This window comes from Pseudoalteromonas sp. SR44-2, assembly GCF_014163745.1.
GTDB lineage: Bacteria > Pseudomonadota > Gammaproteobacteria > Enterobacterales > Alteromonadaceae > Pseudoalteromonas > Pseudoalteromonas distincta.
Window position 1 is genome coordinate 121470 of sequence record NZ_JACJDW010000003.1, and the last position, 15064, is coordinate 136533.

7 protein-coding genes are annotated in these 15064 nt (G+C 38.9%); all 7 read left to right on the top strand.

Annotated features, from left to right (window positions below; translation table 11 throughout):
• The first annotated feature begins 2 nt into the window (after positions 1-2).
• The gene (gene pepN, locus H5115_RS02980; RefSeq protein WP_182753561.1) at positions 3-2597 is read left to right on the top strand and encodes an aminopeptidase N; all 2595 of its coding nucleotides are present in this window, start codon (positions 3-5) and stop codon (positions 2595-2597) included.
• Entirely contained in the window at positions 2598-2819 is a 222-nt protein-coding gene (locus tag H5115_RS02985; protein WP_010552655.1) for a DUF2835 family protein, read from the top strand.
• Between the two features lie 252 nt (positions 2820-3071).
• Complete coding sequence (locus tag H5115_RS02990) at positions 3072-5171, top strand: DUF1302 domain-containing protein (RefSeq protein ID WP_182753563.1); 2100 nt, start codon at positions 3072-3074, stop codon at positions 5169-5171.
• A 13-nt stretch (positions 5172-5184) separates the two neighbouring features.
• Entirely contained in the window at positions 5185-6549 is a 1365-nt protein-coding gene (locus H5115_RS02995) for a DUF1329 domain-containing protein (RefSeq protein WP_182753565.1), read from the top strand.
• Between the two features lie 126 nt (positions 6550-6675).
• Positions 6676-7671 carry a YCF48-related protein gene (locus tag H5115_RS03000; RefSeq protein ID WP_182753567.1) on the top strand — a complete coding sequence of 332 codons (996 nt, stop codon included), beginning with the start codon at positions 6676-6678 and terminating at the stop codon, positions 7669-7671.
• On the top strand, positions 7671-9992 hold the full coding sequence (locus tag H5115_RS03005) for an RND family transporter (RefSeq protein WP_182753569.1): 2322 nt from the start codon (positions 7671-7673) through the stop codon (positions 9990-9992). The genes H5115_RS03000 and H5115_RS03005 overlap by 1 nt, the downstream gene beginning before the upstream one ends.
• A 208-nt stretch (positions 9993-10200) precedes the next feature.
• Positions 10201-15042 carry an NAD-glutamate dehydrogenase gene (locus tag H5115_RS03010; RefSeq protein WP_182753571.1) on the top strand — a complete coding sequence of 1614 codons (4842 nt, stop codon included), beginning with the start codon at positions 10201-10203 and terminating at the stop codon, positions 15040-15042.
• The last annotated feature ends 22 nt before the right edge of the window (positions 15043-15064 follow it).

Below are 15064 nucleotides of genomic sequence, written 5' to 3' on the forward strand. Positions count from 1 at the left end.
CTATGACTGAATCAAGTAAACCTCAAGCACAATATCTTAAAGACTATAAAGCTCCTGACTTTCTAATTGACCACACAGAGCTAACATTTGACCTACAACCTTTATCAACCAAAGTAAGCTCTTTACTAACACTTACCCGTGTTGGTGATAAAAAAGCACCTTTAGTGCTTGATGGTATTGATTTGCGTTTACTGTCTTTATCTGTTGATACAGTTGATATAACGGATTATGAAATTGTTGGTGAGCAGCTAATAATCAATAACCTACCGGATAGTTGCCAATTAAGTATTGTGACCGAGATATCACCTGAGACAAATACTTCTTTAGAAGGTTTATATTTATCGGGCGGTGCGTATTGCACACAGTGCGAAGCGCAGGGATTTAGAAAAATTACTTATTACATGGATCGCCCTGACGTACTTGCCACGTTTGATGTAACTATTATTGCCGATAAAAAGTATCTACAACTTCTTTCTAATGGTAATCAAGTAGATAGCGGTGAAACATCAGATGGTCGTCATTTTGTGAAATGGCAAGACCCATTTAAAAAGCCGAGCTATTTATTTGCACTTGTAGCGGGCGATTTTGATGTTTTAAAAGATACGTACACGACTAAAAGCGGCAAAGACGTAGAGTTAGCATTATTTGTTGATAAGGGTAATTTATCTAAAACACCTCATGCTATTGCTTCACTTAAAAAAGCAATGCAATGGGATGAAGAACGCTTTAATTTAGAGTATGACCTTGATATTTATATGATTGTTGCCGTCGATTTTTTCAACATGGGCGCGATGGAAAATAAAGGGCTAAACGTTTTTAATAGTAAATGTGTATTAGCCAATCAAGAAACAGCGACAGACAAAGACTACCATACGATTGAATCCATTGTAGGGCACGAATATTTTCATAACTGGACGGGCAATCGTGTAACGTGCCGAGATTGGTTTCAGTTATCGCTAAAAGAAGGGTTAACCGTATTTAGAGACCAAGAGTTTAGTAGTGATTTAGGTTCTCGTGCACTTAACCGAATAGATGCAGTTAAAGTAATGCGTACGCATCAGTTTAGCGAAGATGCAGGCCCTATGGCGCATCCAATTCGTCCTGAAAAAGTTATTGAAATGAATAACTTTTATACTGTAACAGTATACGATAAAGGTGCTGAAGTTATCCGTATGATGCACACGTTACTAGGTGAAACTAATTTTCAAAAAGGAATGACACTTTACTTTGAGCGCCACGATGGGCAAGCAGTAACATGTGATGACTTTGTCAGTGCAATGAGCGATGCATCAGGTGTAAATTTAGAGCAATTTAAGCTGTGGTATAGTCAATCGGGTACCCCGCGCTTAAATGCAATACAACATTTTGATAGCAGTTCAAATACGTATACATTGACAATAGAACAAGCAGCACCGGACAATCAGCCAGACAATAAACCACTTCATATACCTTTTGCTATTGAACTACTTGATGCGAATGGGGAAAGTATTGCTCTGCAATACAAAGGTAAAAAACTAGATCATGTGCTTGATGTAACAAGTACGACTCAAACATTTAGCTTTGATAATATCTTAGAAAAGCCTGTTGCGGTTTTACTCGAAGATTTTTCTGCACCTTGTATTTTAAATCAGCAAACAACAGAGCCCGAACTATTACATATTATGCGTTTTGCACGCAGTGATTTTGCACGTTGGGATGCACAACAGCAGCTATTTATTAAAGCGGTTAAGTCTCAGATTACCGACACAACTAATAGCATGTTAAGCAGCGAAACTATAAATGCGCTACGTGTACTTATAAATACCAAAGAGGGCGATTTAGCCTTAATCGCAGAGCTGTTTAAACTGCCAAGTTTTGATACATTAGCCGCTGAATTTGAAGTAATACCTGTTGATGAGATTATTGAAATAACAGAAAAGTTTGAGCAACAAATTGCTGACGAACTTGCTGATGAACTGCTTGCTTGTTACGAATCTCTTGAAGATGATGGCAGTATAAGTGCAAGCTCCGTTGCTAAGCGCGCTTTAAAACAAATATGCTTGCATTATTTGGCTAAAACTCAAAAGCCAGAGGCTGTAAGCTTTATTAAAGAAGCCGCAAGTTCGACTAACATGACCAATGTACTTGGTGCACTAAGCGCAGTGGTAAAAGCATCCCACCCTATACAAGAAGAGCTTTTGAATCATTTTGATAGTCAATGGCGCCATGATGTTTTAGTGATGGATAAGTGGTTTGCACTGCAAGCTATGCAGTCAGGTAATAAAGCTATAGATAATATTAAGGCACTTTACGAACATCCGTGTTTTGATTTTTCAAACCCGAACCGTGTACGCGCACTTGTAGGAAGCTTTAGTCACTTTAATACAGCACAATTTCATCGCTCAGATGCCCAAGGCTATACGTTATTAGGTGACTTGTTAATAAAACTTAATGCAATTAATCCACAAAATGCGTCTCGTATGCTAACACCGTTCATGTCATGGAAGCGTTACGATGATGTTCGCTCTCAAGCAATGAAACTGCAATTACAACGCTTAGCTAATCTAGATGGGCTAAGTGCTGATTTGTATGAAAAGGTTGAAAAAGCGCTCGCATAAATGATTGAGTATTATTTTACCTTAAGATTGAGCTATAACGAGTGCATGGATTACTACCATGGCCGTTTTAGCTCTTTACAAGTTGTAGAAGATGGCGGTAAAACGATTCGTTTTGCTGCTACACATTTGAGGCCCTTCATCTCAAGTTTAGGTGTACGTGGTCGTTTTAGACTCTTATTAACCCCCGAAAACAAGTTTATCCGCCTAGAGCGAGTGGCCTGACACTCGGTTTTTATGTTATATATACATAAAAATATTGTATTTTTGTTAATTTCAATTTGTCCTATTGTTAAATTACGTGTATAAATTATCTGGTACGACGTCTTACCAATACGTAAGCGTCAACCAAAATATAAAGTATACGGAAGATTAGAGCGAGTATTTGTAATTTCACTGATTCGCTTCTATCGTTATGATTACACTAAAAACAATAACTTGATCACACAAAATGACCCGCGACAGGGGGGAACCAAAATGATAAGAAGATCGCTTTTTGTTAAAAATAGAATCGCTATAGGTATAGCAGCCGCTAGCTTAGGTTTATCTGCAGCAAGTACACAAGCTGTAACATTTGAAGCTGGAGGTTTTGACATTACCTTCGATTCAACCTTTTCATATGGGCAAAGTGTTCGCGTAGAAGACAGAGACTTTAGCCTAATTGGTAAAAGTAACAATCCGGCATTTGATTGGACAGGTTACAACCCTGCGCTAAACAACACTATTTACTCATCTCAAGATGTATGGGCTCAACCTGGCTCTTATTCAAATAATGGTGATGCTGGTAATTTAAATTTTGACAGTGGTGACTCATTTTCAAAACTTTTGAAGGGAACACACGACCTTTCAATAAATAAAGATAACTACGGTTTGTTCACTCGCTTCATGTATTTTTATGACTTTGCGTTGATGGATGGCTATCATGCATATTCAAATCCTACATCAGGGCAGGGGGTTGATCCGTGTGATGATAAAGACACTAAAGCGCAAAGTTGTGCAGATATTCGTTTATTAGATGCGTTTGTGTGGGCTGATTTTGATTTAAATGATGGTAATAACCCTTTATCTGTCCGTTTAGGTCAACAAGTAGTTAACTGGGGTGAGAGTACACTTATATCTCATGGTATTAACGTAAACCCAGTTGATATTGACCGATTGAAAGCGCCAGGTGCTGAGCTTAAAGAAGCATTCATACCAGTAGGCATGCTTTGGGCATCGCTTGGCATTACTGACAACATTACCCTTGAAGGTTTCTACCAATACCAATGGCAAGAAACGCGTTTACCCGCAGCTGGTACGTATTTTTCGACTAATGACTTTGCAGCAGAAAATGGTTATCAGCAGAATGTTCAATTAGGTTTTACGTCTAATCCTGATATTGATGTTGCTTTTTTAACAGATAGCTTGAATAACTTAACATCTGATTTTGCATTAGCCGCAGCAGCACAAGGTATTGATCCTTCAAGTGCAGAAGGAAGTGCTTTATTAGCTCAAATGTATCTTGCATACCCAACTAAAGTTGCTTTAAAAGGTAAAGGGAATAATGGTAAAACAGAGCCTGAAGATGGCGGTCAGTATGGTTTACGTTTAGGTGTATTTTTACCTGAATTTAATGATACTGAAATTGCACTCTATCACGTGAATTATCATAGCCGTCGTCCGCTTATATCTGGTCGCGTATCAAACTTTTCACAAGCTGCAATTGCCCAAGATTTAGCGATGATCATGACAACAGAAATCACGTCAGATAATGTTGCTGATTTAACTGCTTTTTCTAAAGCTGAAAACGAGTACCCTGAAGATATTAAGTTATATGGTTTAAGTTTTAATACGACTATCGGCGAAACAGCCTTCGCTGGTGAATTTGCTTTTCGCCAAGATGAACCGCTACAAATTGATGACGTAGAGTTACTTTACACAGCTATGCCTGAGCAATTGGCGGTCGCTGGTATTCGTCCTGATTTTGCGGGTATTTCGCAAATGAGTATAGGCGATGCGGTAAGCTCAGTTGGTGCAGGTGAAGTTGCCAAAGGCTACATTGAACGCGACACATCACAAATTCAATTTACAGCAACACATTTATTTGGCCCTTCATTAGGTGCTGATAGTTGGGCTGTAGTTGGTGAAGTGGGTGTAGTTAAAATTCACGATATGCCTGACTATGACGAAATGCGTTTAAATGTATCAGGTACTGGCCGTAGTGGCACAATAACAGGCCCAGGTACTACTGATTATTCAACATTGCAACTTGGTCTTTCAAATGGCGCTGAAGAAAAATCATTCGCTACAGCATCGTCTTGGGGTTACCGCCTAATTGCTAAAGGCGATTACTTCAACTTTTACAAAGGTATTAACTTTTCACCACGTTTTGTATTTTCTCATGACGTAAACGGTAATACACCAGATCCTATGTTCTTATTTATTGAAGATCGTAAATCTTTAGGTGCTACGATGAACTTTAACTACCAAAATGCGTGGTCACTTGATGTGAGCTATAACTCGTTTTGGGGCGGTGGCGGTGTTAATACATTCTCAGACCGCGATTACGTTTCTTTTAACTTAAAATATTCTATTTAGGGGTAACATTACTATGATTAAAAAACCTACCCTCATCGCTACAGCATTTTGTAGTTTGTTTGCAAGCAGCGCAGCTTTGGCTAAATTAAGCGCTGATGAAGTTGCTCAATTAGGTCAAAACTTAACGCCAATGGGTGCAGAAAAAGCTGCGAATGCTGATGGTTCTATTCCAGCGTGGAATAACGGAATTACAACAGCGCCTGCAGGTTATGAAGCTGGTATGCATCACCTTGATCCATTTGCGACTGACAAAGTACTTTTCACTATCGATAAAAGTAATATTGAAAAGTACAAAGCCAATTTAAGTCCGGGTCAAATTGCTTTATTTGAAGCATACCCAGATACATTTAAAATGCCAGTGTATGAAACACGCCGCTCAGCTTCTTACCCTCAGTTTGTTTATGACGCGACTAAAAAGTTTGCACCGACTGCTGAATTAATCGAAGGCGGTAACGGTATTAAAAATACCGCGATAGGTATTCCTTTCCCTATTCCTAAAACAGGTTTAGAGGCAATTTGGAATCACTTATTACGCTACCGTGGCCAGTCTATTGAGCGTTTTGGTGGTCAAGCTGCACCGACTGCATCTGGTTCTTACAACTATGTTGGTTTTGATGAGCAGCTATTAGTTAAATACTCAGACCCAAGCGCAACACCAGCAGAGCTACAAGACTCAAACATTTTGTTTAAGTTTAAACAAAGCGTTACAGAGCCTGCACGTTTAGCCGGTACTGCATTATTAGTTCATGAAACAATGGACCAAATATTAACGCCGCGCCAAGCATGGACTTATAACTCGGGACAACGTCGTGTTCGTCGTGCACCTAATGTTGCATATGATGCACCAGGCACAGCTGCAGATAGCCTGCGCACTACCGATGATTTTGATATGTTTAATGGCTCACCAAATCGTTACAACTGGACGCTGAAAGGTAAGCAAGAGTTATATATACCTTACAACAGCTATAAACTTCATAGCGACAAGCTAGAGTACGATGATATTTTAATGCCTGGCCATATTAACCCAGAACATACACGTTACGAAAAACATCGTGTTTGGGTTGTTGAAGCTAACTTAAAAGATGATACACGCCATATCTATAAAAAACGTGTGTTTTACATTGATGAAGATAGCTGGCAAGTACAGGTAACTGATATTTATGATAACCGCGACCAACTTTACCGTGTAGCCATGGCTTATGGCCTTAACTATTACGAAGTTCCTACACAGTGGAGTACGCTTGAGGTTTATCATGATTTGAATTCTCGTCGTTATTTAGCAATTGGTTTAGATAACCAAGAAAAAATGTACGATTTTTCACAGTCGTTTAACGATAACGAATTTACTTCAAGCGCTTTACGTCGCGCAGGTAGATAGTATTAAACTAGGCACTTAACAATATGTTAAGTGCCTTTTCCTTTCTCATCGCGTTTGTCTTACAGCGCGCAACGCACTCCCTAGTAAAAAGACAAACAACTCTCTCGTACAAGGCGATTAAAATTTATGAAGTATTTGGTATATGCCAGCCTGATAATAAGCGGTGCGAGTGTTGCACAAGAAGCCCCTAACTATGCAATCAGTGCAACAAATGCAGCTAAAACCTTACTCACCGATATAACTAACACGGGTAATGGCTTAATTGCTGTTGGTAAACACGGTACTGTTATTAAAAGTACATCGGGTGATTCATGGCAACAAGCTGAGCTAGTTCCAACTCAAGTGCTCTTAACTGCCGTTGATTTTAGTAACGAAAATAGTGGATGGGCGTGTGGCCACGATGCAACAATCATAAATACTACTGACGGTGGCGTTAATTGGCAGCTACAACAAGCATTACCTGAATTAGACAAACCATGTTTAGATATTTTATTTGAAGATGACTTAAAAGGTTTTGCAGTGGGCGCATATGGCATGTTTTATCAAACTACAGACGGTGGTCAACATTGGCAAAAACGCTTTTTAGATTCGCTACTTTTTAGTGATGATCGTGATTACTTAAACGATTTAAAAGAAAATGACCCACAAGGATACGAAGCGGAAACTGCTTCTATTTTACCGCACTTTAATCGCATAGAAAAAACAGACAATGGATTAATGCTCGTTGGTGAAATGGGTTTAATGGCCAGAAGCATTGACGATGGTCAAACTTGGCAAAGAATAGAAGAAGTTTATCCCGGTTCATTCTTTGCAGTTGCCTCTGATAGCACACAAGAAATTGTGGCAGGGCTTCGAGGTAATGTTTTTGCAAAGCAAAGTGGCGCAAAGCAGTGGCAGCATTTTGAAAATGTTAAAACAGCGACGATTAACAACATCATTAATTATAATAACAAACAATGGCTCATGCTCGCTAATAGTGGCGTTATTTTTCATCTTCAAGATGGGTTACTCACCCATGAGCAGCTTGCTGACGGTAAAGCGATTCTTGATGGTGTAATTTTAGATAACAGATTGATCATGGCTACAGAAGATGGCATTAAAGTGAAGGAGTTAACCCCTTAATGCATAAGTTACTCGATTTTATTGAAAAGGCGATTTTTAGACATCGCTTAATTATGCTTATAAGTTTTGCACTTATAACCTGTTTACTTGTATTTAAAGCGACTCAAATTCAACTTGATGCATCGTTTAATAAAAATATCCCGTTAAATCACGATTACATGAAGGTATACACTAAACATGAAAAACAGTTTGGTGGTGCAAACAGTATTTTAATTTCAGTATGTGACGACAGCGGAGATATATTTAATCCAGAATTTTTTACTCAATTAAAAGCGGTTCACGATCAGCTTTATTTTATTCCTGGTGTAAATCGTCCTTTAGTGAATTCTATATTTTCACCTAGTGCTCGCTTTGTAGAAGTAGTAGAGGATGGCTTTGCCGGTGGTCCAATTATTCCTGCAAACTTTAAAGCAGATACGCGTGGATTAGGTGTAGTAAAGGAAAACATTGAAAAAGCAAAAGTTGTAGGGCGTATGATTGCCAGCGATTACTCTTGTGCAATGGTAACGGCTCAACTTTTAGAAACAGATCCTCAAACACAACAAAAATTAGACACATTAGCTTTTGCACAAAAGCTAGAAAGTGATTTAAGAGAGCCTTTAAGTACAGACAAAGTAAGTATTCATATTATTGGCTTTGCAAAAATGGCTGGTGATATAGCCGAAGGCGCAAAAGGGGTAGTCGTATTTTTTGCCATTGCTATCGCCTTTACCTTTATTATGGTTTGGCTATTTTGTGGCAGTTTAAAGCTAACTATTTTGCCAATCGCGTGTTCTATTATTGCTGTTATTTGGCAATTAGGCCTGCTTTCAAGTTTAGGTTTTGGCCTTGACCCTATGTCTATTTTGGTGCCGTTTTTAGTGTTTGCTATTGGTGTAAGCCATGGTGTGCAGATGATCAATGCGATTGGCAAAAAAGTAGGTGAAGGAAAAAGTACGCGAATTTGTTGTCAGTCAAGTTTCAGGGCTTTATTAATACCTGGTGGTATTGCACTGCTTTCAGATACCGTAGGCTTTTTAACATTACTTACTATTGATATTGGTATTATCCGCGAACTTGCTATTACAGCGAGTTTAGGTGTGGCAGTAATTATATTTACAAATTTAATTTTGCTGCCAGTTTGGGCGTCGTACATGAACTTTGAAAACAGTGTACATATTCAATCTGGCGATGCTGAGAAGCCTAATATACTTGATAAGATCAGAGACATTTTAGTAAAAGCAACCGATCCTAAAATCGCTAAAATGATTATCGGTTTTACCCTTGTTTTATTTGCTCTAGGCTACTGGCAAGCAGATAAAATGCGTATAGGTGACTTACACGCAGGCGCGCCATCTCTGCATCAAGATGCCCGTTATAACCAAGACACGTTTTTAATATCAGATAAGTACACTATCTCATCTGATATTTTAAAAGTAATTGTAGAGGCGTATCCTGCAGCATGTACTGAGCATGATGTGATGGAGCGTATAAGCCGTTTTCAATACAAAGTTGAGAATGTGGCCGGTGTGCAGTCTGCTGTAAGTTTGAGCTCTGTAGCTCAATCGGTTAACGCGGGCTACAACGAAGGCAATTTAAAATGGCAGAGTTTGCCAAGAAATTCAGCAAGCTTAGTACAGTCAACGTCTCGAGTTGAAACTAGTACAGGTTTACTTAACGGTGATTGTTCTGTTATGCCAGTGATTATATTCTTAGATGATCATAAAGCACAAACTATCGATACCGTAATTAAGAGTGTTAAGCAATTTGCACAAGAAGAGGGCACTGATAAATTAGCATTTAAATTAGCGTCAGGACCTGTGGGCGTAATGGCCGCGACTAATGAGTCTGTATCAGAAGCACAAATACCAATGATGCTTTACGTTTATGGTGCCGTTATTATTTTATGTTTAATGAGCTTTAGAAGCGTAAAAGCAACAGTAGCCGTGGTATTACCGCTTTATATTGTATCAACCCTTGCCCAAGCACTTATGGTACAGCTGGAAATAGGCTTAACAGTTTCTACTTTACCTGTAATTGCATTAGGTGTAGGTATTGGTGTTGATTACGGTATTTATATACTGTCGTCGATGATGGGGCAGCTTAAGCAAAACGTACCGCTTAGTGTTGCTTATCGTAATGCGCTTGTTGAGCGTGGCAGCGCGGTTCTATTTACTGGTATTACATTAGCTATTGGTGTGAGCACTTGGATATTCTCAGATCTTAAATTCCAAGTTGATATGGGTATACTATTAACCTTCATGTTTTTAGTGAATATGTTAGGTGCAGTGTTGTTATTACCCGCAATTGGCAGCCTCATCTGGACTGACCAGAAAAAATAATGTGAATACTTTTGCTCCTAAATGGCCAGTAATGGCCATTTATATCTATATTTTGTGAATAGATGACCAAATAGCTGAAATGCTTAAAATGTTTTCATCGAAAAGGCTGTTTATTAGCTGTAAAAGGGTTAGAATTTAACTGACTCCACGCTAATAATACGCTGTACAAATATTCTGCTTTTAGCAGTAATAGATTAAGGAACATACAATGACACGAAATGAAGGCCAAGCCTCGGTTATCCTAGATAATGTCTGTAAGCTGATCCAGAAAAAAGTTCGCGCTGATAATGTGTTACTCGTTGAGAAATTCGCCAAAGCCTTGTACAGCAATATGTCTAAAGAGGATTTGGCAAACCGCAACGATAGTGACCTATATGGCGCAGCATTAAGCCTTTGGAACTCGCTAGAAAAAAATACTACTGACGACGCAGTTATCCGCGTTTTCAATCCAGAAGTGGCAAAAGATGGCTGGCAGTCATCACATACAATCGTTGAAATTATCACTAAAGATATGCCGTTCTTAGTTGATTCTGTTCGTATGGCCATGACTCGTGAAAATATCGCCTCTCACTTATTACTTCACTGCCCATTAAAAATTAAGCGTGATGAAAACGCTAAAATTTCTGGATTATCAAATTTAAAAGCAGAGCAAGAATCTTCATCTACTAAAACAGTTTTTTTTATTGAAATTGACCGTCAAACAGATTCTTCTGTGATTGAGTCTTTCAAAAAAGAATTAGAGTCTGTGCTAGTTGATGTATCAGTTGCTGTTGATGATTGGCAACCAATCCGTAAAAAATTGATTGCAGTGACTAAAGAGTTACCTAAACGTCATCATAATAAAAGTAAAGATGAAGTTTCAGAAACAACTGAGTTTTTAGATTGGTTAGCTAAAGATAATTTTACCCTAATGGGTTACCGTGAATATGAGTTAAGCCCAGTTCAAGGTGATTACCAACTAAAAGGTAAAATGGATACAAGCCTAGGCTTGATGAAAAACTCGACTGAAGAACACACTCGCTTATTATCAGAATTACCTGAAGTTGCACGTCAAGAAGCTCGTAGCAGCAACCTACTGATCTTAACAAAAACTAACTCTGTTTCTCGTGTTCATCGTCCTGCTTATATCGATTATGTAGGTATTAAGCGTTTTGACGATGAAGGCAATGTAATTGGTGAAGACCGTTTTATCGGTTTATTCTCATCAAGCTTTTACAACAACAGCGCTACAGATGTGCCTGTGTTAAAAAGTAAAATTAATCGCATTATGGAAATGTGTGATTTTGCTAAAGGTACTCACGCTTACAAAGCTGTTTTAAATATTTTAGAAACCTACCCACGTGATGAGCTAGTTCAAGCACGCGAAGGTGAGCTACTTGAAGTTGCTATGGGTGTGTTACAAGTACAAGAGCGCGATATGTGTCGCTTGTTTGTACGTAAAGATGCGTATGGTCGTTTTTTATCTTGTATGGTTTATGTACCTCGCGAGCGTTATAACACGGCTCTTCGTCGTGAAACGCAAGATATATTAGCTAATGCATTTAATTCTGACGATAAAGTCGAATTTACTACTTATTTCTCTGAGTCAACACTGGCGCGTACTCATTACACCGTCCGTGTGACCGACAACAAGATCGAATATAACGTGAAAGACATCGAAAACAATTTAGTAGAAGCAGCACGTACGTGGGAAGATAAACTTCAATCTGCTCTTTTAGAGTCTGCGGGTGAAGCGCGTGGTAACGATTTAAATCGTAAATACTGTAATGCGTTTGCACGCTCATACAAAGATGAAGTGCTTCCAAGTGCTGCGGTTGTTGATATTGAGAAGTTAGAACTACTTAGCGATGAAAACAAACTAGAAATGCTGTTTTACCGTCCTCAAGAAGAAGCAAACAGCAATATTGTACGATTAAGCTTATTCCATAAAGATGAGCCGATCCACTTATCTGATGTTATGCCAATGCTTGAAAACTTTGGCCTTCGCGTTGTGGGTGAAACACCGTATTCAGTTAAAACTAGCGATGGTCGTATCAACTGGATCATGGACTTCTCGATGCTTATTGACAGTAAAGGGATGGCAGATTTTGATAAAATTTCAGCACGTTTTCGCGCTGCATTAACAAATGTTTGGGGCAACCGCCTTGAAAACGATGGTTTTAACCGTTTAGTGTTAATGGGTGGCCTAACAGGCCGCGAAGCCTCTATTTTACGTGCATACGCTAAATATATGCGTCAAATTGGTGTAACGTTCTCACAAAGTTACATAGAAAGTACATTTGCAAATTATCCAAATATCGCAGCGCAAATTGTTAACTTGTTTGCTAAAAAATTCTCAGTTAAAAGCCCTGCAAGTGCCAAAACAATTGAAAAGCTAAGCACGCAAATTTATTTAGAGCTTGAAAATGTAGCAAACCTTGATGATGACCGTATTATACGTTTATACGTAGATATGATTGCTGCGACGCTGCGTACTAACTATTTCCAAAAAGACGATGCCGGACAGTTTAAGTCTTATGTGTCGTTTAAAATACAACCTAGCTTAATTCCTGATGTACCACTTCCTTTACCTGCGTTTGAAATTTTTGTTTATTCTCCGCGTGTAGAAGGGGTGCATTTACGTTACGGTAAAGTAGCGCGTGGTGGTCTGCGTTGGTCTGACCGTCGTGAAGATTTCCGTACTGAAGTACTTGGCTTAGTTAAAGCACAACAAGTTAAAAATACAGTAATCGTACCTGTTGGTTCTAAAGGTGGCTTTGTATGTAAACAACTACCGACTGAGCGCGAAGCGTTTATAAAAGAAGGCCAAGAGTGTTACAAAATCTTTATCCGTGGTCTTTTAGATATTACTGATAATATTGAGCGTGGTGAAATAGTACCAGCGCGCGATGTTGTTCGTCACGATGAAGATGATGCTTACCTAGTAGTTGCAGCCGATAAAGGAACCGCTACTTTCTCTGATATCGCAAATGGCATTGCTAACGAATACAATTTCTGGCTAGGTGATGCATTTGCATCTGGTGGCTCGGTTGGTTATGACCATAAGAAAATGGGTATCACAGCAAAAGGCGCATGGGAGTCAGTTAAACGACATTTCCGTGAAATGGATATTGATTGTCAAACTACCGACTTTACAGTAGTAGCAATTGGCGATATGGCAGGCGATGTATTTGGTAATGGTATGCTGTTATCTAAGCATATTCGTCTACAAGTTGCCTTTAACCATATGCACATTTTTGTTGACCCTAATCCAGATGCTGCTACATCTTACCCTGAGCGCGAACGTTTATTTAATATGCCGCGTTCATCTTGGGAAGATTACAATAAAGAGCTAATTTCTGCCGGTGGCGGTGTGTTCTCTCGTGCAGCTAAATCGATTACGCTTAGCCCAGAAATGAAAAAAATGTTGGGCACTAAAAAAGCTAGTATGACACCAAATGAGTTAATGAAAGCCTCATTAATGATGGAGTTTGATTTACTGTGGAATGGCGGTATTGGTACATACATTAAACACTCTAAAGAAACTGATGCCGATGTAGGGGATCGTGCAAACGATGCACTACGTATCAATGGTAGAGATTTAGGCGCTAAAATAATAGGTGAGGGCGGTAACTTAGGTGCAACGCAATTAGGTCGTGTTGAATTTGCAGCTAAAGGTGGTCGTGTTAATACTGACTTCATTGATAACGTAGGGGGTGTTGCCTGTTCAGATAACGAAGTAAACATTAAGATTTTACTTAATGGCTTAGTCGCTGAAGGTGACCTGACACGTAAACAACGTGATGAGCTACTTTATTCTATGACAGATGAAGTATCTGAATTAGTATTAAAAGACTGTTACCGTCAAACACATACTATTTCAATTACGCAGTCTAAAGGAACTTCAACGCTCAAAGAAAAAATTCGCTTTATTCATGCGCTTGAAAAAGAAGGCAAGTTAAACCGTGCTATCGAATTTATTCCAAGTGATGAAGAATTGGCAGAACGCGCCGCTGCAGGTAAAGACTTAACTCGTCCTGAGCTTTCAGTGCTAGTGTCTTACGCAAAAATGGTATTAAAAGAGTCTTTAGTAAGTGATGAAATTACTGAAAACCCTTACTATCGCCAATTGCTTGTTAAGTCATTCCCACGTCCATTGCGTGAGAAGTTTAACGATGCCATGAACAACCACCCACTTCGCAAAGAAATTATTGCAACTAAACTTGCTAACAGTATCGTTAACGATATGGGTTTAAACTTCATGGTACGTATGCATGAAGAAACTGGTGCTAATGAAGCTGAAATAGCAATGTGTTACTCAATTGCTAGCGAAATATTTGAAATGCGTGAAACATGGTCTTCTATTAGTGCACTTGATAATAAAATACCAGCAGCAGTTCAAACTGAAATGCTTTACCAACTTCGTCGTACTGTGCGCCGAGCAACGCGCTGGTTCTTACGTCATCGTAATAAGTCACAAACGATTGAACAAGGAATTGAATTCTTTGCGCCAACCTTTAAAGATTTAAGCGATAACTTAAATACGTATATGATTGAAAAAGAAAATGATCGTATTGTAATTGAGGCCAATAAGTTAATTGACGCGGGCGTTCCAACAGATATAGCTAATCGTATTGTTTCTTTATCAAGCTTATTCTCTGTGATGGATTTAGCAGAAGTTGCGAATAGATCAGGTAAGAGCATTTCGATGGTGTCCAATACTTACTTTAAACTAGGTGCAAGAATGGGTCTGCATTGGTTCTTAGAGCAAATAACTAAGCAACCAGTAGCGAATCATTGGCAAGCACTTGCTCGCTCGTCTTATCGAGAAGAGCTTGATTGGCAGCAACGTACGTTATCTGAAGTTGTATTAAATAGCTTTGAAGGTGATGAGAGCGATGTTGATAGTCAAATAGACGAGTGGATGGATAGCCAAGATTTATTACTTCAACGCTGGAAACAAATGCTGGCTGAGTTTAAAACATCACAAAGCCACGACTTTGCTAAGTTCTCGGTAGCACTTCGTGAACTTATGTTGTTAAGCCACAATTGTGATACATCAGGAAAATAATTTAGCTTTAATCAGTTAATTG

Excerpts from the sequence above, each read along its gene's own strand:
- H5115_RS02995 (WP_182753565.1), top strand. The coding sequence starts at position 5,185 with ATGATTAAAAAACCTACCCTCATCGCTACAGCATTTTGTAGTTTGTTT.
- H5115_RS03000 (WP_182753567.1), top strand. The coding sequence starts at position 6,676 with ATGAAGTATTTGGTATATGCCAGCCTGATAATAAGCGGTGCGAGTGTT.
- H5115_RS02990 (WP_182753563.1), top strand. The coding sequence starts at position 3,072 with ATGATAAGAAGATCGCTTTTTGTTAAAAATAGAATCGCTATAGGTATA.
- H5115_RS03005 (WP_182753569.1), top strand. The coding sequence starts at position 7,671 with ATGCATAAGTTACTCGATTTTATTGAAAAGGCGATTTTTAGACATCGC.
- pepN (WP_182753561.1), top strand. The coding sequence starts at position 3 with ATGACTGAATCAAGTAAACCTCAAGCACAATATCTTAAAGACTATAAA.
- H5115_RS02985 (WP_010552655.1), top strand. The coding sequence starts at position 2,598 with ATGATTGAGTATTATTTTACCTTAAGATTGAGCTATAACGAGTGCATG.
- H5115_RS03010 (WP_182753571.1), top strand. The coding sequence starts at position 10,201 with ATGACACGAAATGAAGGCCAAGCCTCGGTTATCCTAGATAATGTCTGT.